The 18,955-nt window shown below is 52.5% G+C and carries 22 protein-coding genes; 13 read left to right on the top strand and 9 right to left on the bottom strand.

Features of this window, described 5'->3' with window-relative positions; all coding sequences use genetic code 11:
* Nucleotide 1 precedes the first annotated feature (1 nt).
* The 9 genes from hemG to LQ229_RS00355 all read left to right on the top strand — a co-directional run bounded on the left by hemG (nucleotide 2) and on the right by LQ229_RS00355 (nucleotide 8,788).
* Nucleotides 2–1,471, top strand: a complete 1,470-nt coding sequence (gene hemG / locus LQ229_RS00395; protein WP_230190665.1) for a protoporphyrinogen oxidase — start codon at nucleotides 2–4, stop codon at nucleotides 1,469–1,471.
* Between the two features lie 124 nt (nucleotides 1,472–1,595).
* Nucleotides 1,596–2,861 (top strand): CapA family protein, encoded by a 1,266-nt coding sequence (locus LQ229_RS00390; RefSeq protein ID WP_230190664.1) that lies wholly within the window; start codon nucleotides 1,596–1,598, stop codon nucleotides 2,859–2,861.
* Between the two features lie 69 nt (nucleotides 2,862–2,930).
* Nucleotides 2,931–3,551, top strand: a complete 621-nt coding sequence (locus LQ229_RS00385) for a fumarylacetoacetate hydrolase family protein (protein WP_216537810.1) — start codon at nucleotides 2,931–2,933, stop codon at nucleotides 3,549–3,551.
* Nucleotides 3,552–3,563: 12 nt separating this feature from the next.
* Entirely contained in the window at nucleotides 3,564–4,367 is an 804-nt protein-coding gene (locus LQ229_RS00380; protein WP_230190663.1) for a DUF92 domain-containing protein, read from the top strand.
* 100 nt (nucleotides 4,368–4,467) lie between these two features.
* The gene (locus LQ229_RS00375) at nucleotides 4,468–5,142 is read left to right on the top strand and encodes a DUF3990 domain-containing protein (protein ID WP_230190662.1); all 675 of its coding nucleotides are present in this window, start codon (nucleotides 4,468–4,470) and stop codon (nucleotides 5,140–5,142) included.
* A complete protein-coding gene (locus LQ229_RS00370; RefSeq protein WP_230190661.1) occupies nucleotides 5,084–5,371 on the top strand; it encodes a hypothetical protein in 288 nt (95 codons plus the stop codon). Before LQ229_RS00375 ends, LQ229_RS00370 begins: the two co-directional genes overlap by 59 nt.
* A gap of 397 nt (nucleotides 5,372–5,768) precedes the next feature.
* Nucleotides 5,769–6,104, top strand: coding sequence for a DUF1516 family protein (locus tag LQ229_RS00365; RefSeq protein ID WP_230190660.1), 336 nt, complete (start codon nucleotides 5,769–5,771; stop codon nucleotides 6,102–6,104).
* Nucleotides 6,105–6,145: 41 nt separating this feature from the next.
* On the top strand, nucleotides 6,146–6,742 hold the full coding sequence (locus tag LQ229_RS00360) for a KinB-signaling pathway activation protein (protein WP_216537815.1): 597 nt from the start codon (nucleotides 6,146–6,148) through the stop codon (nucleotides 6,740–6,742).
* A gap of 126 nt (nucleotides 6,743–6,868) precedes the next feature.
* Nucleotides 6,869–8,788, top strand: a complete 1,920-nt coding sequence (locus LQ229_RS00355) for an ABC-F family ATP-binding cassette domain-containing protein (protein ID WP_230190659.1) — start codon at nucleotides 6,869–6,871, stop codon at nucleotides 8,786–8,788.
* Between the two features lie 207 nt (nucleotides 8,789–8,995).
* Here LQ229_RS00355 and LQ229_RS00350 read toward each other — a convergent pair whose 3' ends face one another.
* The 7 genes from LQ229_RS00350 to LQ229_RS00320 form a co-directional block, all read right to left on the bottom strand.
* A complete protein-coding gene (locus tag LQ229_RS00350) occupies nucleotides 8,996–9,406 on the bottom strand; it encodes a hypothetical protein (RefSeq protein ID WP_230190658.1) in 411 nt (136 codons plus the stop codon).
* Nucleotides 9,407–9,433: 27 nt separating this feature from the next.
* A complete protein-coding gene (locus LQ229_RS00345) occupies nucleotides 9,434–9,772 on the bottom strand; it encodes a hypothetical protein (RefSeq protein WP_230190657.1) in 339 nt (112 codons plus the stop codon).
* Entirely contained in the window at nucleotides 9,772–10,812 is a 1,041-nt protein-coding gene (locus tag LQ229_RS00340; RefSeq protein ID WP_230190656.1) for a M42 family metallopeptidase, read from the bottom strand. Before LQ229_RS00340 ends, LQ229_RS00345 begins: the two co-directional genes overlap by 1 nt.
* Complete coding sequence (locus LQ229_RS00335; protein WP_216537818.1) at nucleotides 10,790–11,155, bottom strand: lipopolysaccharide assembly protein LapA domain-containing protein; 366 nt, start codon at nucleotides 11,153–11,155, stop codon at nucleotides 10,790–10,792. Before LQ229_RS00335 ends, LQ229_RS00340 begins: the two co-directional genes overlap by 23 nt.
* Before the next feature lie 200 nt (nucleotides 11,156–11,355).
* Nucleotides 11,356–13,146, bottom strand: a complete 1,791-nt coding sequence (gene pepF, locus LQ229_RS00330; protein WP_230190655.1) for an oligoendopeptidase F — start codon at nucleotides 13,144–13,146, stop codon at nucleotides 11,356–11,358.
* Between the two features lie 172 nt (nucleotides 13,147–13,318).
* Nucleotides 13,319–13,510, bottom strand: a complete 192-nt coding sequence (locus LQ229_RS00325; protein ID WP_216537820.1) for a hypothetical protein — start codon at nucleotides 13,508–13,510, stop codon at nucleotides 13,319–13,321.
* A gap of 23 nt (nucleotides 13,511–13,533) precedes the next feature.
* Nucleotides 13,534–13,767 carry a hypothetical protein gene (locus LQ229_RS00320; protein WP_216537821.1) on the bottom strand — a complete coding sequence of 78 codons (234 nt, stop codon included), beginning with the start codon at nucleotides 13,765–13,767 and terminating at the stop codon, nucleotides 13,534–13,536.
* A gap of 218 nt (nucleotides 13,768–13,985) precedes the next feature.
* Here LQ229_RS00320 and LQ229_RS00315 point away from each other — a divergent pair, with 218 nt between their 5' ends.
* The gene (locus tag LQ229_RS00315) at nucleotides 13,986–14,744 is read left to right on the top strand and encodes a methyltransferase domain-containing protein (protein WP_216537822.1); all 759 of its coding nucleotides are present in this window, start codon (nucleotides 13,986–13,988) and stop codon (nucleotides 14,742–14,744) included.
* Nucleotides 14,745–14,831: 87 nt separating this feature from the next.
* Nucleotides 14,832–15,029: a cold shock domain-containing protein gene (locus LQ229_RS00310; RefSeq protein ID WP_216537823.1), complete on the top strand. Its 198-nt coding sequence runs from the start codon at nucleotides 14,832–14,834 to the stop codon at nucleotides 15,027–15,029.
* Nucleotides 15,030–15,186: 157 nt separating this feature from the next.
* Here LQ229_RS00310 and LQ229_RS00305 read toward each other — a convergent pair whose 3' ends face one another.
* Both LQ229_RS00305 and LQ229_RS00300 read right to left on the bottom strand, forming a co-directional pair.
* Nucleotides 15,187–15,834: a nitroreductase family protein gene (locus LQ229_RS00305; RefSeq protein ID WP_216537824.1), complete on the bottom strand. Its 648-nt coding sequence runs from the start codon at nucleotides 15,832–15,834 to the stop codon at nucleotides 15,187–15,189.
* 82 nt (nucleotides 15,835–15,916) lie between these two features.
* A complete protein-coding gene (locus LQ229_RS00300; RefSeq protein ID WP_230190654.1) occupies nucleotides 15,917–17,206 on the bottom strand; it encodes an MFS transporter in 1,290 nt (429 codons plus the stop codon).
* Nucleotides 17,207–17,439: 233 nt separating this feature from the next.
* Here LQ229_RS00300 and LQ229_RS00295 point away from each other — a divergent pair, with 233 nt between their 5' ends.
* Together LQ229_RS00295 and LQ229_RS00290 are read left to right on the top strand one after the other, a co-directional pair.
* Nucleotides 17,440–17,754 carry a hypothetical protein gene (locus tag LQ229_RS00295; RefSeq protein WP_230190653.1) on the top strand — a complete coding sequence of 105 codons (315 nt, stop codon included), beginning with the start codon at nucleotides 17,440–17,442 and terminating at the stop codon, nucleotides 17,752–17,754.
* 104 nt (nucleotides 17,755–17,858) lie between these two features.
* Nucleotides 17,859–18,953: a tetraprenyl-beta-curcumene synthase family protein gene (locus LQ229_RS00290; RefSeq protein WP_216537826.1), complete on the top strand. Its 1,095-nt coding sequence runs from the start codon at nucleotides 17,859–17,861 to the stop codon at nucleotides 18,951–18,953.
* Nucleotides 18,954–18,955 lie beyond the last annotated feature (2 nt).

The following is an 18,955-nucleotide window of genomic DNA, read 5'->3' as shown; positions in this document are numbered from 1 at the left end:
CATGGCGGAGCAAGCGCATCGTTTTGTCGTCATCGGCGGAGGAATCAGCGGATTAACCTCCGCTTTTTATATCAATCAATATTGCAAACGGCATCGGATTGCGGCCGAAATTACGCTCTTGGAAAAAGGGAGTGCGCTCGGCGGCAAAATCAACACGCTGCATCGCGACGGCTTCGTGATCGAGAAAGGCCCGGATTCGTTCCTGGCGCGCAAACAAGCGATGATCGACCTCGCGCGGGATCTCGAGCTTGAGCATGATTTGGTCGCAACGAATCCGGAAGCGAAAAAAACGTATATTTGGCATGAAGGGAAGCTTCGAGGAATGCCTCCGGGACTCGTGCTCGGCATTCCGACGGAAATCGGCCCGTTTATGCAAAGCGATCTCGTCTCGCTGCCTGGCAAGCTGCGCGCTTTAATGGACTTGTTCATCCCGGCGCGCACTTCGGATTCCGGCAACGGACCGGAGGACGAATCGCTCGGAGCGTTTATTACCCGCCGCCTGGGCGGCGAAGTGTTGAAAAATATTGTCGAGCCGCTGCTCGCCGGCATTTATGCGGGCAATACGCATAAGCTCAGCCTGCAGGCGACGTTCCCGCAATTCCAAGAAGCCGAAATACGATACGGCAGTCTAATCCAAGGAACGAGGATCAATCGGCAAAAACCTGTGATCCCGGAAGGCCAGCCGGAAATCGCCAAGAAAACGGTGTTCTTGACGTTCCGCCAAGGGCTGCAAAGCATCGTGCACGGCTTGATACGCGAGTTGTCGGCATCGTCCGTTCGGTTATGGACCGATACCGCGGCAGAGAAGCTGCAGCCATTATCCGAAGAGGAGGGGCGCGGCTATCGCCTTGAACTGGACGACGGACGCCGGCTCGAGGCGGATACTGTGATTGCCGCGACGCCCGCGTTTGTAACCGCGCCGTTATTGGCGCCGCATCTCGATGTGGATACGTTGCAGCGGATCAATTACGTGTCCGTCGCTAATGTCGTCTTGGCCTTCGAGCGGGAGGACATCGCCCAAGTGTTGGACGGCAGCGGCTTGCTCGTGCCGCGGGGCGAAGGTCCGGCCATTACGGCCTGTACATGGACGTCGGCCAAATGGCTGCATACGAGTCCCGACGACAAGGCGCTGCTGCGCTGCTATGTGGGCCGCGACGGCGAGGAGCACTACGTCGATCTGCCGGACGAAGAGCTGATTGCGCTCGTGCGCAACGATTTGCGCCATATTATGGGCTTGACGGCGGAGCCGCTATTTACGGAAGTGACACGATTACGGCGTTCGATGCCGCAATATCCGGTGGGACATGTTCAAGCTCTCGCCGCTTTCCGTTCGCAATTAAGCGGGACGCTTCCCGGCGTCTACATTACCGGCGCGGGATACGAGGGCGTAGGTTTGCCCGATTGTATTCGTACGGCGAAAGAAACGGCGGAGCAGGCGGTGAAACAAGCGGCGGAACGGGCGAACGCTTAAGCGTACGTGGACGCATGATTAAAATTTATCGCTCGGCAATATCGGAGGGTGTTCTATTTATCGGGACAATACTGGTATAATGGAAATAATATGCTTTCTATCCATTGAGAGATAAGGAGATGCCATGTATAGATCCCGTTCGGAAGCGTTCCGGCTTCAAAAACAAAGGCAGAGACGCAAAATTCGCAAGCTGCTCTTGCTGAATCTGTCGATGATCTTTCTCATCGTCATATTGGCCGTCTTTTTATGGCAACGCAGCGACGGCATCAATGCCTTGCCGACGCAGCATCCTTCCGGCTCCGGCGCGAACGGCCCGCAGGCGGAAGGCAGTTCCGGCCCGCCGTCCGGGCAAGCCGAAGAAGAACTCGGCGGAGCGGTCGACGAACCGTCCGGCGAATCGGAAGCGCCGGCGGCAGAGGCCGAAACCGAAGACGAGCCGATCAAACTAACGTTTACCGGCGACGTGCTGCTCTCGGGCAAAATCGACAAGCTGATGCGCGAGCATGGATACGATTATCCGTACCGCTATGTGGCGCCGATTTTTCAACAAGACGATTTAACCGTTGTTAATTTGGAGACGCCGGTGACGGAACGCGGCACGCCGGCCGTAGATAAAATGTTCGTGTTCAAATCGTCGCCCAAAGCGATTCCCGCATTGGCCGAAGCGGGGGTAGACGCCGTCAATTTGGCCAACAACCATATATTGGACCAAGGAGTCGAAGGGCTGTTCGATACGATCGATGCGTTGGACGAAGCCGACATCAAGCATGTCGGAGCGGGGAAAGACGCGGATAGCGCATTCCGTCCCGTTTATTTCGAGCGGAAAGGGATGAAGATCGCGCTGCTGGGCTTTTCGCGCGTCGTGCCGGAAGTAAGCTGGAAGGCGAGCGCCAAGCGCCCCGGCGTTGCGGAGACGTACGATTCGACCCGAGCGGTCGAGGCGATCCGCGCGGCGAAGGAAGAGGCCGATATCGTGCTGGTCATGGTGCATTGGGGCGAGGAAAAGAAAGATTTGCCCAATAAATTTCAAAAAACGCTTGCCCATCAGTATATCGACGCGGGAGCGGATTTGATTATCGGCAGCCATCCGCATGTGTTGCAAGGGTTCGAGCAGTATAAAGGCAAATGGATCGCCTATAGCTTGGGCAATTTTATTTTTACGAAATCATCCCACCCGAAAACATGGGAAACGGCGATTATGCATGCGGAATGCTCGAAAGACGGGAACATCTCGCTCAGGCTGACCCCTTACCATGCCGAATTGGGGCAAGCGGTGCCGATGGACGAGGAGACGGGAAAAGCGTTGCTGCGGCGCGTGTCCGACATTTCATTCGGCGCCAAAGTGCGTGATGACGGAACGATTGTTGCCTTAAGCGACAGCGGCCGATAAAACAGCAGATCTAGATCCCTTCTGCGGCAGCGGGGGTCGATCGGGACAGGAAAGGTGAATACATAACATATGGAACAGATTCGAAACGTATATTGCGTCGGAAGAAACTACAAACTGCACGCCGCCGAGCTTGGCAACGAACTGCCGAAGCAGCCGATGATCTTTATGAAGCCGACTCATGCGGTCGTTCCGCTTGACCAGGCGGAGATCGTCTTGCCGTACGACCGCGGCGAAGTGCATTACGAAGCGGAACTTGTTATCCGTATTGCCCGCGATTACCGCCCCGGGGCGGGAGCGGACGAACTGATCGACGGGCTGGCGCTCGGCATCGACTTCACGCTGCGCGACGTCCAAACGGAATTGAAGCGACAAGGCCATCCCTGGATGGCGGCGAAAGGATTTATGAATTCGGCCCCGGTTACGCCGTTCATCTCGTTCCCCGGGATCGATCGGTTAAACGAGACCGATTTCACGCTGCGGCTCAACGGTGAGGAAGTGCAGCGCGGCAACGCTCGCGATATGATTTTCAGCGTACAGACGGTGATCGATTATATCGCCGGGCATTACGGCATCGGAGCGGGGGACTTGATTTTTACCGGAACGCCGGCCGGGGTCGGCCGCGTTCAAGCCGGAGACAAGTTCGAACTGTATTGGGGGAGCGAACGGCTGGGCGCTTGTATGATGAAATAAGGGGGAGACGCGATGACAACTTGGCTGATCGGTTTCGCCTGCAGTTTGGCGGTTTCTGGCGCCGCTTATTGGAAGCATGCACTCTCCCGGTCCGGCGCGATGGCGGCAGTTGTGATGGGAACGGTTTATTACGCGGCAGGGAGTCTCGTTTGGTTCGGGACGCTCCTTGCTTTTTTCATCTCTTCCACCCTTCTGTCCAAATGGAAAAAACGAAAGAAAGAGCGTTATGAAGCCGCATACGAAAAGACGGGAAGGCGCGACGCGGGGCAAGTGCTCGCAAACGGCGGCATCGGCATGGTGTTATGCGTTGTGTACGCCTTATTCCCTCATCCGGGCTGGCTGTTCGCGTTCATCGGCGTGATGGCGACCGTAAACGCGGACACATGGGCGACCGAAGTCGGGAGTTTAAGCCGGGCACGGCCGCGCTCGGTGCTTACTTGGAAGCCGATCCCTACAGGCACGACGGGAGGAATATCGGCGTTAGGCACGGCGGCGTCTGTTCTCGGAGGAATATGGATCGGCACGATTGCCGATGCGCTGATCTGGCTCGAATACGGGGATGCGTTCCGCTTATCGTTCGTTTATGCCGGGGCGATCGCGGGCACATGCGGCGCATTCGCCGATTCGCTCTTGGGCGCCGCTTGCCAGGCGATGTTCCGCTGCGAAACATGCGGCAGGACGGTCGAGCGCCGGAACCATTGCGGCAGGCCGACCGTCCTTGTGCGCGGAGCCCGCTGGTTGAACAACGATTTGGTCAACGCGGTAAGTTCGTGTCTTGGCGGCTTGATCGGATTCGTTTGCGGCGTGTTGATCTAACGGCTCCGATCATTGACGCAACCTTCATAAAAGGATAATATTGCTATAAATCTAGTAATATAATAGAAATGGGATTTGCTAGGGTGAGGGGACGGGAGTCGTGAATCAAGCGCAAACGGAATTTCGTTTTCAAAAATACGTATATCACGGGACGTCGTCCGTTTATCTCGAGTCTTTCGCAGCCAAACTGCTCAACTCGGAGAAATGGCTGCCGAACCGCGATTTCGGATCGGCCTTGTACACGACGATCAGTTTGGAGCAGGCGGAAATTTGGGCGCTCCAAACTGTACAGAAAATGGGTTTCGATGATACAATAGATATGAAGCCGTGTGTATTGAAGATCGCCATCGATGCGGCCCGTTTGCGGGAATTATCGCCTCGAATGCTTGTTTTCATGGGCGATTCCATCGAGTGGGCGCGATTTATATACAGACATCGCGTCAATACGGATCGTTCATCCGATCCGTGCGGAACCGATCATCCCGATTTGATCATCGGACCGATGGCGGACAACGATACCGGGGCGATTGTCAAAATGGGCCAGTTGTCGGGCAAAGACGACCGTTGGTTCTACGATCAAATTATAAGGGATAGAAATCATCGGAAGTTGGATACGCTACAATTAGGCAATCAAATCGCGTTTTGCAGCGAGGCGTTATCGCCTTGTTTACACATAGCGGGATATTATCTATTCGAATACGGAAGGTGGGAGTACCATGCAACCGGGCGAAAAGGCATACGAACAACTCGATTATTACGAACAAGGAATCGTTAACGATCTCATGTCTGCCTACGGGCATTCCGCAGAGGATGCGCTGCGGATCGTCAATGAATATTTGCCAGTCCTGCATGCGCTGGATCGTTACGACAACACGGAAACTTATGCGGAGCGATTCCATTCCGCCTTTCAACGGAACGTCTCGGGGAAGAACTGGCTTGCCCGCATCCGCAAATTGTCCGCGGAGTTGAACCGCAGCGGCGATTATCGAACGAAAATCCAGTAAGCGAGAATACGATTGAAAGGACGCCGTCAGGCGTTTTTTTATTGGCAGCGTGCCGGAAATCAAATTTCCCCACGAAAGGTTGTTTAAGCTCTGTCACTAACAATTTAATAGAACTGGGTTATGAGGGATTCGGAGAAATTGGTGTGGGGAGATTAATCCTTAACCTGAGCAAAAGGGATTTCCACAAAAGGGGGCGGAAGAAGGAAAGCGCCCGGACCGATGCTGTGACGAAAATCATTGCGGCGCGGACGGAATGAAACGGTTTTGTGAACAATATGTATAATTTTGTCCTAAAGAATTGCTTTTCGGTGCATGGAAACGTACAATCAGGATATCCGTACCAATTGCAGGGAATAACGGATATGTTGTTGACGCCAGAATGGAGGGGAAAATGAATATGTTTAATATTTTTTATCAATCTCACGCAGGTTCGTGGGCCATATTGATTGTGCTGTTTCTATTAAGCTGCATCTTTCAACGGCAAAAGGTTACCGGAATTTTGTTGAAAATTTTTTACTTGATTATGCTCGTGTCGGGAATCGGTATGCTCGTAATGTTGAAATTCCCGCTGATGTACGTAATCAAAGGCTTGTTGGCGATTGTGGCGATCGGCATGATGGAGGCGATTATGGGCCGCTTGCGCAGAAAACAGCCGACCGCCGTTTTTTGGGTGATTTTAGTCGTCGCACTCGCATTGGTCATATTGCTAGGTTTCAAAGTTTTGCAATTTTAACAAAATTATTGATTGTAATGAGATGCGGGGTTTGACGGAATATGATCAAAAAAATGTTCTATCTGTTTTGGACGACGATGGCGCTCGGGATCGGCTCGGGCGTTTTGGTGTGGGCTTTGCTGCGGTCGATCGATCCGACGTTTATTTTTCTGGACGATAAAATAAGCAAATATGAAATTTCCTCGCTGTTTTTGGGGGTTGCGACCATTACGTTAATTAGCGTAATCGGTTTTATCGCTTTTTTGTTCGGCAGATTTTATATTATCGGCATTTTGCGCAACCGGCTAAAAGCGTGGAATTTTATCCAAATCTTTTTTATCGTGCTGACGTTGTTCGACCTGTTCTACATCCGTTTGAAAAAGTTCTCGAGCGGAGAGGAAAGCCTTGGAGCTTATATTTGGCTGCCGCTCGTCATTCTTCTTGTCGCCGTAGCGGTCACCTATTGGAAGGTCCGGCTCACCAACAAGCACGCGATCTTGCCGACGCTCTTCTTTATGATCGTTATTACGACGCTGGAACTGCTTCCTTCGTTATCGGTCAATCGTATCGAATATATTGTGTACATGCTCGTTCCGCTCGTCGTATGCAATGCGTGGCAAATTCTTACGCTGCATAAATTGGTAGGCGAGAAAGCATAACGGCATCGCGCGCCAACCTTGACCTAACCGGGCTTCCGCCGGCTGAAGTCAAGGTTTTTTGCGTTGTCCCGTTTATGTTACAATGAGAGAATACGACTTTATTCAAGTAAAAGTAGGGATTATAATATGAACTTATTGACGATCGAACATATATCGAAAAGCTATGGCGACAAAATATTGTTCCAAGACGTATCCTTCGGCATAGCGGAGGGAGAGAAGATCGGCATTATCGGAGTGAACGGAACGGGAAAATCGACGTTTTTGAAAGTGATTGCGGGCTTGGAGCCTCCCGACAGCGGTCAAATTTCCGTAGGAAATCGGGTGCGCATTCAATATTTGCCGCAACAGCCGCAATTCGATCCGGAGGCGACCGTCCTGCGGCAAGTGTTCCAAGGCGATTCGCCGCAAATGCGCGCGGTGCGCGAATATACGGAGACGTTGGAATTGCTCGCATTGAATGAAAACGACAAAGCGCTGCAGGAGCGATTGGTTTATTGGAGCGGTGAAATCGACCGCTATGACGCTTGGCAGTTGGAGAGCGAAGCGAAGACCGTGCTGACGAAGCTGGGCGTAACCCGTTTTGACGCGCGGGTCGGCGAGATGTCGGGCGGACAGCGGAAGCGGGTCGCTCTGGCCGCGGCGCTTATTCAGCCGTCGGATTTGCTCATATTGGACGAGCCGACGAACCATATCGATAACGCCTCCGTCATTTGGCTGGAGCAATATTTGCAGAAACGCAAAGGCGCGCTGCTCATGATTACGCATGACCGATACTTTTTGGACCGGGTGGCTGGCCGGATGCTGGAGCTGGATCATGGGCGCATGTTCAGTTACGAAGCGAATTACACCCGATTTCTCGAACTGAAGGCGGAACGGGAGGAGCGGGAAGCGGCGTCCGAGCAGAAACGGCAAAATTTGCTGCGAAACGAGCTGGCATGGATACGCCGCGGCGCGAAGGCGAGAACGACGAAGCAGAAAGCCCGCATCGACCGCTTCGAACAGTTGCAAGCCCAAGAGACCGCCCATCGAACCGATACGCTTGACGTCTCTGTCGCTTCATCCAGGCTCGGCAAAAAAATAATCGAAATCGAGCATCTGTCCAAGAAGGCGGGCGATCGGACGTTAATTCGCGATTTCAGTTATATCGCGGTAAGAGACGACAGGGTCGGCATCGTCGGGCCGAACGGAAGCGGCAAGACGACGCTGCTCAACATGATCTCCGGCGCCATGCCGGCGGATAGCGGTTCGATTGCGATCGGGCCGACGGTGAAGCTCGGCTACTTCTCGCAAGAGCATCAGGAACTGGACGAGAACTTGCGCGTGATCGAATACGTACAGGAGGAGGCCGAAGTCGTCCATACGGCGGACGGATCCGTCATTACGGCAGCGCAAATGTTGGAACGGTTTCTGTTTACGAGAACGATGCAATGGACGAAAATCGCCAAATTGTCGGGCGGCGAGAAACGCCGGTTAGTACTGTTGCGGGTATTGATGAGCGCGCCGAATGTGCTGCTGCTCGACGAGCCGACGAACGATTTGGACATTCAGACACTCGCCGTGTTGGAGGACTATTTGGACGAGTTTCCCGGCGTTGTGTTCGTCGTATCGCATGACCGGTACTTTTTGGACCGTACGGTCGATAAAATCGTCGCCTTCGAGGGGGACGGGGTTCTGCGAACGCATGTCGGCAATTATAGCGAATATGAACAATATGCCGGCAAACTTGCGGCGGACGCGGTGCCATCCGATAAAGCGTCGGCCGGTGCGCCAAACGGCAAACCTTCCCGTCAAGAGCGGGAAAAGCAGGAACGACTGCGCTTTACCTATCAGGAACAGCGCGATTTCGAACAAATCGACGGCTGGATTGAGGAGACGGAACAGAAGCTGCGCGATATTGCGGAACAGATGGAGGCGTCGTTCAGCGACTCCGTCCGGCTGCAAGAGCTGGTGGAAGAACAAGAGTCGCAGGAACAGAAGCTGGAACAACTGATGGAGCGCTGGACGTATTTAAACGAATTGGCGGAAAAGATCGCGCAATCCAAATAGTCGGGAGAGCGACGTTGGCGGTAGAGGATACCAATTATTCCACTGGCGTTGCATTGAATTTTGCTAGCTGGGACGGTGTCGTTACATTTAACGGATTTCCAAGGTCTTATTTTTCAAATTTCAGTCGATTTTCGGAATTAACGGATTTTCGAACCGTTAACATGCCGCGGCCGGCCCGGAAATGCTATAAATAATCGTCCAGCACCATCACTTCACTGCAATCATCTGATAGACCTCCCGGAGATCGCCCGGAAGCGATATTTCCGCGCTGCGCATTTGCGAGGAACCGTCGCCGTCGAGGAATATGCCTTCTTTGCCAAGATCCGGGGCGATTCGTTCCAGGATGGCGGTTCGGAATTGTTCGGCGGTGCATGGGGTAGGGGAGACGATCAAGTACAGAGATCCGGCCTCGTCATATATCATTCCTGACCGCATGTGGAGGCTGTCGGCCAGAGGCAGCGCTTGCGCCGCCGCCTCGCCGGTCCAGGATGCTTCATCTTGCAAATTCATGCTGACGCCTCCCTGCGCCCAATAATTCGCTTGATCGGTGACAAGCAGTTCGTCGGCCGAACGGACAGCCTGAACCGATAGCCGATTGGCTGCGGCATCCCATACCAAGGTTCCGCGGGCATATTTGACGTTGAACTAACCGGAGCCGTATTGGCCTGGCTCCCCCTTAACAGGCCTATGATTTTGTACGGCGATGGAGAGAATGTCGCCCTCATAGAAAAAGCCGCCGTTGATTCCATACGATATCGTTTCGGCAACGTTCGCGGCGACCGCTTGAAGCTCGATCCGGTCAGGCGTCGTTCTCATATAATGGAGGCGGACTCCGTTCGATGCGGTCGTACCCGCGTACGTATAATTGCGAGGGGGCTCCGTATCGGCCCGGATCAGGCTAAGCGTCGCGAGCAAGCAAGCCGCAACGGCCAATGCCATCCGCCGTCCGGCTTTGCGCCGCCGAGTCGCTGCGGATAATTCCATTACGCCTCTTGCGCGTAGGCGGCAAGCAGGCGCGCCGTATTGGCGATCGCCTGAATATGCGTCCGCTCCATCGCATGCGAAGCGTGCACCCCCGGCCCGATTAAGGCGGCGCGGATATTATGTCCGGCCCGCAGCGCGGCCGAAGCGTCGGAGCCGTAATGCGGATATATATCGACGGCATAGGGGATGCCGTCTTGCTCCGCCAGCGAGACGAGGCGGCTGACCATATCGTAGTCATACGGTCCGGAAGAGTCTTTGGCGCAAATGGAAACATCGAGTTCCGTCGTCGTCAAATCGTCGCCGATCGCGCCCATATCGACGGCGATCAGTTCGGTAATTTCCCCGGGAATATAGGAGGCGCCGTGCCCGATTTCCTCGTAGTTCGTAATGATCGCCCGCAACGTTCTCGCCGGCGTCCAACCTTCGCGCCGAATCGATTCCAACAAGCCGAATATGGCGGCAACGCTCGCTTTGTCGTCCAAATGGCGCGATTTAATATAGCCGTTCCCGAGCAGGACGGCGCGCGCATCGAATGAGATGAAATCGCCCGGCCGAATGCCAAGCTTTGCGACATCTTCCTTGGTGCGGACCGGTTCGTCGATTCGAACTTCCATATTCGCTTCCTCGCGCTTGAAGTCGCGGGCGTCCGTATAGACGTGCACGGAAGGATGCGACGTTAAGATCGTGCCTGTGTACGTTCTGCCGTCGCGCGTGTGAATGAGGCAATATTCATTCTCAATGGATTGCATCATATAGCCTCCGACAGGCGTTAAACGCAGCGTTCCCGACGCGTTCACGGAGCGGACCATCGCGCCCAGCGTGTCGGCATGCGCCGTCAATCCAAGCGCCCCTGCATGGTCCCGCCCGGGCACCGTCACGATGATTCCGCCTTTATGCGTCATTTCGGCTGCAAATCCGAGCCGCTCGGCTTCCGCGCCGATCCGTTCCATAATCCGTTTCGTATAGCCGGTCGGACTCGGTATGTTCAATATTTCTTCCAGAAACGATAGTATGTATTCACGATTCATTTGCGGATTCATTGCCCTTCTCCTTCTTGGACTGTTCTGCTTCTTCGTCCGATTGCTCTTTCGGATGTTCGTCCGATTGCTCATCCGGGAAGCTGTAACCGGTCGCCTCCAGAACTTGCTGCAATTTCCCTTCCGCGAGCTTCCATTTTTTCTGCAGCTTATATTGCAGAAAAATGCCGTACGACCCGACGATCACGCCGCCCAGCAGCGTGCAGCCCAATATGAGCAGTATAAGCGGGAGCTGTACGTTGCCGAACAACAGATTCACCCGAACCGGTTCGACGTTGATGACGGCGAATACCGCCGTAATGAGCGCAAAGATCAATCCCGCAAGCAATGACCATTGAATTCTCATAATAACCATGCCTCCTGTCGCATAAAATCCCTTGCCGGAAGACAAGGGACCGAATTTCATCCGCTAGCCGCGTTACGTGCGCGAATATGGTTGAATGTGTTCATTATATCATAACCGCAAGCCTGACGAATACGGTTTTCATCATAAATAGACCCTATCCGCGAACGGGAATTCGCGGATAGGGCAACCGTTTCGAAACATTATTGCACCAAATTCTCCATATCTTCGATCAATTGCTCGAATACGCCCATTGCTTCGCGAATCGGTTCCGGCGTGGACATATCGACGCCGGCGCGTTTCAAAATATTGATCGAATAGTCGCTGCCGCCGCTCTTCAAGAAACCGAGATAGCGTTCCACGGCCGGGGCGCCTTCCTCCAAAATTTGTTTGGCGAAGCTGGTCGCCGCCGAGAAGCCGGTAGCGTATTTATACACGTAAAAGCTGGTATAGAAATGGGGGATGCGCGCCCATTCCATTTCAATGTCTTTGTCGACCGTCATTTCGCTGCCGTGATATTTCACGTTCAAATCGTAATAGATTTTTGACAGTTCCTGCGGCGTCAGCGATTCGCCTTGCTCAACGCGTTCGTGAACGATTTTCTCGAACTCCGCGAACATCGTTTGGCGGAACACCGTTGTGCGGAATTGGTCCGCATAATAGGTGAGCAAATACAGCTTCGCTTTCGGATCGTCCGATTTTTTCAGCATATAGTCCATGAGCAGCGCTTCGTTCAGCGTCGAGGCGACCTCTGCCAGGAAAATCGTATATTGCGCGTCGCGATAGCCGAGATTCGTATCGGAATAATACGAATGAAGCGCGTGACCCATTTCATGCGCCAGCGTGAACATGCTGTTCAAATTGTCTTTATGGTTGAGCAGCACGTACGGATGCGTGCCATAGGCGCCCCAACTGTAGGCGCCGCTTCGTTTGCCTTCGTTCTCGTATACGTCGATCCAGCCCTCGTCGAATCCCTCCTGCAAGTGCTGCAAGTAATCGTCTCCGAGCGGCTTCAGGCTTTCCTTGACCGTTCGCTTCGCTTCTTCATAAGTAATATCGAGCTTGTATTCCTCGACAAGCGGGGCGAACAGGTCGTACATATGCAATTCGTCGACTTTCAGCAGCTTCTTGCGCAGTTTCATATAGCGATGCAGCAGCGGTAAATGATCGTGGATCGTATCGATCAAATTCGTATAAACTTCTTTCGGAATATTGTCGCCGAAGAGCGACATTTCAAGCACCGAAGGATATTTGCGCGCACGAGCGTAAAAAATATTTTTCGTTACATTCGCGTTTAGCGTTGCGGCGATCGTGTTTTTCTGCTTGGCATAGGTGGCGTAAACGGCCTGGAACGCATTTTTGCGCACCTCGCGGTTGCGGCTCTCCAAAAATTGAATGTAGCTGCCATGTGTCAGCTCGACTTCCTTGCCTTCTTCGTTTTTTACTTTCGGAAACTTCATGTCCGCATTATTGATCATGCCGAATATCGTGTTCGGCGCCTGGGACATATTGCCGACTTGCGCGAGCAGCGCTTCCTCCGCTTTGGACAATACATGCGCTTTTTGCCGCTTCATTTCCGTTAAAGTCAGCCTATATTCGCTAAGAGAAGGATCGTTAATGAATGAATCCAGTTTCTCGTCGGACAGCCCAATAATTTCCGGGGTAATAAAAGATAATGCCTCGCTTACTTCGACGCTCAACCTTTTCGCTTTATCCGACAACGCTTGATATGTAGGTTCCGCGGTGTCCTCGTGATGCCGCATATTGGCGTATACGTACAAACGCTCCGTATGAAGCGATATATCGTCTTCCAAGGAGAAGCATTGTTTGACGGCTTCGGAATCGGACAGCTTGCCTTGAAATTCGGCGATTTTCCCAAGCGATTTTTTGACGATTTGATATTCTTGATCCCATTCTTGTTGATTCGCGAACAAATCTTCCAATTTCCAGCGGTGTTCCGCCGGCACTTCTGTACGTTTCAGGACTTGGCTCATAGATATCCTCCTTAAATTTGGTTCGATGCGGTCTTGGGCGGTTTCGCCGCGAGCGGCCGAGGGCAACCCGTTTTGCAACAAGCTAACGACTAGCAATAGATAAATGGTTCGGCGCACTGGAATCTCCTATGTACAATTTTGTCCATAGTATGACCCGGCAAGCCGAGATTTATCAAATATTTCCGGCGCCTGCATTCAAAAAGCTGTATACGATAAGAAAAAAAGCGAATGCGACCAGCACCAAAGCGATAATCGAGATTCCGCGCCGCATCTGCGGCGGAATGGAATCTTTCTTCATGACGACGACGGCGCCGAGCGAAAAAGCCAAAATGATAAATATGATTAGAGTAGTACTGTTATCCAACGAACTCACCTCTCGTCACGCGGTTATACTTGTTTGAAGGCGTCCATGATGTCTTGCCATTCTTGCGGACGGTCCTTAAACTCTTCCTTCGGAAACCGGTTGTTTGCCCATTGCATTAACGCGGGCCGGCTTAGAAACGTATGGCATTCCTCGCCCCATTGATCCGATATTTCCCGCAAAACGATATATTTGCCCTGCACTTCGACGGTCATCATGTTCCATTTGTCTTTTTTATATATTTCATGTTTTTTGATCATAACAGGCACTCCGTTTCCCGAACTCGAATCGATCATTTCTTTTTGTGTAAAATGATAACTCACCCTAAGTAGGAAAGCAAATGAATTTCGCGGTTTTATGATTGATGAATCGGATAGAAAATGGTATTTTGAAATGAGCGGACCGGAATCGGCGACCGAAGCGAGGATCCGGGCCGGCTGAGCAGAGTTGAGTTGAGAAAAGAAGAGGAGAGATGAGCATGGGAAAATTGCGAGAGTATGAGCAAGTCGGCGTTGCGGTGACATGCCGCTCGTTTGACGAGTATGCGAGCATGTTCGCGCTGCGGGAGACGGATTTGAGCCAAGGCCCTATATTAGATGTCGCGGGCGGAGCTTCCTCCTTCGCGGCGGAGGCGAACCGGCGCGGTTATGAAGCGGTAGCCGCCGACCCGTCGTACGTACGCGACGCAGACCAATTTCAGAGCGAGACGCTGCGGGAAATTGAAGAATCGACCGCCAAATTGAGCCGGATTCGTGAGCAATACGATTGGAGCTACTACGGAAGCCTTGACAAGCACCGCGAAGGCCGGTTGCGTTCCGCCCGGATATTTCATGAAGATTATAAGCCGGACGTTGCGGCTGTTGGGGACGGCAGGGGAACGTCCGGTTCCAAGGCCTATGTCGCGGCCGCGCTGCCGGAACTGCCCTTCGCGGACGATTCGTTTTCGCTCGTGTTGTGCAGCCATTTCTTGTTTCTGTATGCGGATCAATTCGGCGAGCAATTTCACCGGGAGGCGGTACGGGAATTGGTACGGGTATGCAGGCCCGACGGCGAAGTGCGGATTTATCCGCTTTTGTCGCTCCGGTGGGAGACGTATCCCGGATTGGAATCGCTCGCGGAGGAGCTGGTCTCGGCGGGGCATCGGGTCAACCGGATGAAGAGCGCCCTTCCGTTTATACCCGGCTCGGATGAAATGCTCCGCATCGGCAAGCGTGGCGGACAAGGCCGTTATAAATAATCGCGGAGGACCATTGCTTTTCATGGGAAATAGAGGTATAATATTGATATTCGCCATAGATGGCGATATTTTTAGGAGGTTGTTCATTTGAAAGGAACAGTTAAATGGTTTAACGCTGAAAAAGGCTACGGATTTATCCAAGTAGAAGGCGGAGACGATGTATTCGTTCACTTCTCGGCGATCCAAGGCGAAGGTTTCAAAACTTTAGAAGAAGGCCAATCGGTTGAATTTGAAATTACAGAAGGTAACCGCGGACCTCAAGCTGCTAACGTCATTAAGTTATAAGAAACAGCTCCGGGTGAACCGGGCCCGCTTATAAATAGTGTCATAGCAATCGGGAAATAGCTCTCAGATATTCTGGGAGCTATTTTTGTTCTATCCGCCCGGCGGAAGCGGCGATAAAAATCCCCGCCGACTCATTCGTCCGACGGGGAACCCGCAATTAATCGACAATTTTTAAAATTTCGCTTACTTCCTTGCGCGGCAGCTTGTCCGGGTGAATAGCCGGGTAACCGAGCGCTATGACCATATTGATTTGGCGATCGTCCTCAATGTTCAAAAACGACTTGAGCTGCGGTTCCGCCAGCAATACCGGACCGGTCATCGGACAGGTGGCGAGCCCTTTGGCATAGGCGGCAAGCATCAAATTTTGCGCGGCCAGACAGCTGCTTTTGATCCCTTCCTCGAGCCAAACCGCTTCGTCGACGAGACCGATCGGATCGAATATTCGATCGCGAAATTTAGACGTATACGGCGTTGCCAAACAAACGATCAGCGCCGGAGCGTCGGAGAATGCCGTCGCATAAGGGCCGAACGATTTCGTCAGCAGCTTCGCTTCCCGACCGAGCCCTCTCGCTTCGGCTTGAGCGGCGCGCAGATGAAGCTGTTCCCATGTCATTTCCTCGATCCGGCGAATTGTATCCCGGTTGACGACGGCGACAAATTCCCAAGTTTGCGAGTTCGTGTCGCTCGGGGCGTAACGCGCGCAATCGATGATGTCTTCGATATCCGCAACGGAAACCGCCTTGTCTGTAAATTTGCGTATACTTCTGCGTCCTTGCAGAATCGTTTTTAACTCTTCAAAATTCATCGTTTCCCCGCCTTTTATTACTTGGTCCTAAAATGTACTCTCATTATACCCTGCTGAAACCGAATTGAAAAGAATAATCCGATTATATTTTTTCCCTGGCAAACAAGTGGCGTCCCATAAACCCGGCCGCGGCCAGGAATGCAAGCACCATCGCCGTCGAATAGAACGTATCCTTACCGACGGCACCGTACAGCGCGCCGCCGAACATGCCGCTGATCAATCCGGATACGCTGGACCACATCACGGTGTATAGGGCCAAGCCCGTCGATCGGTACTCGATCGGAATAATTTGCGTAATATATCGTACGGAAGTGAAATAGGCGACTCCGAACGTGACGCTATGCATCGATTGTATGGCAATCGCCCGGTACGGATCTTGCGTCAGGCTCATCAGCAAAAAACGGAGGCCATACATGACGGCGGCGAAAGCAAGCAACGGCAATTCCTTAAACTTTTGGCCGTATTTGTTCAGCAGAAGAAAGATCGGTATTTCGCTAAGCGAGGAAACCATCAGCGACCATCCGATGACGCTTTCGTTCGCCCCGAGGTGGCGGAGCGACAAAGAGAAGAATGCCTCGTTCATACGATGGGCTATCGCAAGGCATAGAATAAACGCGAAAAACCAGATCACTTCGCGTTGGCGCAATACGTTGAGCAGGCCTGAAAACTCCACCTTTTTGGCCGATCCGCTTTTATCTTGGACCGTAAAGACGATGGACAGCGAAATGGCGGACAGCGCGATGCTCACCCAGATCGTCGTATGCGAACCGAACTGCTGGAACAGAAATCCGAAGATGACGGATGCGCAAGCGAAGCCGATCGAGCCCCAGACGCGGATGCCGATAAAACTTTTGCCGTAACGCTGCATCGTCAATATCGCAAAATTGTCGGATAACGGATAGATCGGATAGAAGAAAAAATAAAACAGCATGATGACGATACATACGACGGCGAAAGCGGTCGATTGGCTCAAAAGAACGCCCATCAGCAGCTGGCCGGCCAAGAGCAGGATGAGCACCTTTTTGATCGTCCGGTACCGGTCGCTCGCGAGTCCCCATAACAGGTTGGAGAAGATGGATACAAGCGGGCCGAGCGAGTAGAGAAAGCCGATTTGAACGCTCGAAAATCCGAGACGGTCGTAATATAGAGGGAAAAAATTGGTCACGAGCGATGTTGACATAAAAATAGAAAACATGAAGGCGCTAAGCCAATACGTTTCCGGCGCGCCGCCGCTCTTGATTCGGGCGTCCGTGTGCTGCTGCAATGATGGCTGTGACAAAGCTTGATGCTCCTTTCGTATGACAAGCGATTCCGATCGCGCCGCCCTTAAAAAAAGAGAAGCGCCGAGACGGCCGCTTGTAATGAAAGCCATATTGATCATGATGAACAAGGCGGGCTATGCCCGTATCTGAAGGCTTATCGCGAATTGTGACGCAGATGACATTCAAAGTAGACCCGTTCCCTTATAATCATAAAAAATAATAACTATAGTATACCATGTCCCGCAGTCTCGATGGCGGAAATTTGTCACTTTTACAGGGGTAGATTTCAGAACTGCGGAATGATAGAGTAAAACATGGAATGTATGCGAAAGGCGGAGAGGATATGAGTTATGCGTTTCAAACCGACGAACGCCTAGGAATTCCGCTTCCGGTTCTCCATATGGAGTGGGAGCAATATTCCGAGAAGGAGCGTTCCGATATTATATATAAGTGGGAAGTGATACGGGGGCGCATACCGAATCGGGTAGCCCAACTGGAACGTATCATTAATGAGAAACAGGCTTTGCTGTACGAAGAAGAGGATTTCCCGACTTCGTGCCGGTTGAATTCGGAAATTGCGGAACTGGCAAGCTGCATCAACGATTTGCATCTTTGGTACCGCGTCAATCAGGACGTTGCCGCCAAAATTCACCGGTAAGCGCGGAACGGCCGCTTCCGGGCGGGGGAATAGGACCGACAATTTGTGCTATGCCGAGGATCGTAATATAATAAGAGGAAGATCGTGATCACCTCTAATTCAAAATGTGGAGGCACTCATCATTGAACGTTAAAGCTACCCGTCGCCAAGTTCCGCAAAATCCGATTGCGCTGATGTATCGCGTTTACAAGCATATTTTGCCGGAAGTGCGGTCGGAGCTCGATCGAGTCCGGCAGGACGCCGCATCGATTCCCGATCCCGAACTGCGCAAACAGGCGCTTGCCAGTATCGCGACGAAGCAATTCCATTGCCAAGGAGGGGCCGTTTATGCCTCCGCCCGTTTGGACGAGCGTAACATTCTTATCCCTCTTATTGTCGCATTTCAAACGATAAGCGATTATTTGGACAATTTATGCGACCGCAGCACGTCGATGGATCCGGTCGATTTCCGCCGCATGCATCAATCGATGCTGGACGCGATTGATCCGGACGCTTCGCTCTGCGATTATTACGAGTTTCATGCCGAACGCGACGACGGCGGGTATTTGCAGCGCCTCGTCCAGACATGCCGCCGCTGCATCGCCATGCTGCCCTCGTACCGTCATGTGATGCCGTACGTCCGGGAATTGGTCGGCCTATATGTCGATTTGCAAGTGTATAAGCATATTCGGCATGATTTGCGCGAACCCGAGTTGTTGCGCTGGTGGGAGACGCATCGCCAGAAAGCTCCTCATTTGTTTTGGAACGAATTCGCCGCGGCGACCGGTTCGACATTGGGCGTGTTTTTTCTGTTTCAAGCGGCGGCCGATCCCGATTTCGACGAAGCGGCCGCGCGGCAGTACAAAGATTGTTATTTCCCGCATGTCTGCGGCCTGCATATTATGCTCGATTATTTAATCGACCAGGAAGAAGACCGGGTGGGCGGCGACTTGAATTTTTGCAATTATTACGAGAAGACCGATACGCTTGTGGATCGAATCGTATATATCGTCGACCGGGCCATTCAAGATGTGGCGTTCCTGCCGGCTCCGCGTTTTCACCGCATGATTATTGAAGGGCTTCTCGCGTTATATTTGTCCGACCCGAAAGTCAGCTCGCAACGGGATGTGAAAACCGTCTCCAGGCGATTGATGCAGAACAGTCCGGTGACTAGACTATTTTTCTGGTCCAACAGCCTTTGGATACGTAAATATATGTAATT

This window comes from Paenibacillus sp. CECT 9249 (assembly GCF_918697855.1).
Classification (GTDB): Bacteria; Bacillota; Bacilli; order Paenibacillales; family Paenibacillaceae; genus MSJ-34.
The sequence above is the reverse complement of the archived record's forward strand: the minus strand, read 5'-3'. Positions and strand labels throughout refer to the sequence as shown.

Excerpts from the sequence above, each read along its gene's own strand:
- hemG (WP_230190665.1), top strand. The coding sequence starts at position 2 with ATGGCGGAGCAAGCGCATCGTTTTGTCGTCATCGGCGGAGGAATCAGC.
- LQ229_RS00390 (WP_230190664.1), top strand. The coding sequence starts at position 1,596 with ATGTATAGATCCCGTTCGGAAGCGTTCCGGCTTCAAAAACAAAGGCAG.
- LQ229_RS00385 (WP_216537810.1), top strand. The coding sequence starts at position 2,931 with ATGGAACAGATTCGAAACGTATATTGCGTCGGAAGAAACTACAAACTG.
- LQ229_RS00380 (WP_230190663.1), top strand. The coding sequence starts at position 3,564 with ATGACAACTTGGCTGATCGGTTTCGCCTGCAGTTTGGCGGTTTCTGGC.
- LQ229_RS00370 (WP_230190661.1), top strand. The coding sequence starts at position 5,084 with ATGCAACCGGGCGAAAAGGCATACGAACAACTCGATTATTACGAACAA.
- LQ229_RS00365 (WP_230190660.1), top strand. The coding sequence starts at position 5,769 with ATGTTTAATATTTTTTATCAATCTCACGCAGGTTCGTGGGCCATATTG.
- LQ229_RS00360 (WP_216537815.1), top strand. The coding sequence starts at position 6,146 with ATGATCAAAAAAATGTTCTATCTGTTTTGGACGACGATGGCGCTCGGG.
- LQ229_RS00355 (WP_230190659.1), top strand. The coding sequence starts at position 6,869 with ATGAACTTATTGACGATCGAACATATATCGAAAAGCTATGGCGACAAA.
- LQ229_RS00345 (WP_230190657.1), bottom strand. The coding sequence starts at position 9,772 with ATGGAATTATCCGCAGCGACTCGGCGGCGCAAAGCCGGACGGCGGATG.
- LQ229_RS00340 (WP_230190656.1), bottom strand. The coding sequence starts at position 10,812 with ATGAATCCGCAAATGAATCGTGAATACATACTATCGTTTCTGGAAGAA.
- LQ229_RS00335 (WP_216537818.1), bottom strand. The coding sequence starts at position 11,155 with ATGAGAATTCAATGGTCATTGCTTGCGGGATTGATCTTTGCGCTCATT.
- pepF (WP_230190655.1), bottom strand. The coding sequence starts at position 13,146 with ATGAGCCAAGTCCTGAAACGTACAGAAGTGCCGGCGGAACACCGCTGG.
- LQ229_RS00320 (WP_216537821.1), bottom strand. The coding sequence starts at position 13,767 with ATGATCAAAAAACATGAAATATATAAAAAAGACAAATGGAACATGATG.
- LQ229_RS00315 (WP_216537822.1), top strand. The coding sequence starts at position 13,986 with ATGGGAAAATTGCGAGAGTATGAGCAAGTCGGCGTTGCGGTGACATGC.
- LQ229_RS00305 (WP_216537824.1), bottom strand. The coding sequence starts at position 15,834 with ATGAATTTTGAAGAGTTAAAAACGATTCTGCAAGGACGCAGAAGTATA.
- LQ229_RS00300 (WP_230190654.1), bottom strand. The coding sequence starts at position 17,206 with ATGGCTTTCATTACAAGCGGCCGTCTCGGCGCTTCTCTTTTTTTAAGG.
- LQ229_RS00295 (WP_230190653.1), top strand. The coding sequence starts at position 17,440 with ATGAGTTATGCGTTTCAAACCGACGAACGCCTAGGAATTCCGCTTCCG.
- LQ229_RS00290 (WP_216537826.1), top strand. The coding sequence starts at position 17,859 with ATGTGGAGGCACTCATCATTGAACGTTAAAGCTACCCGTCGCCAAGTT.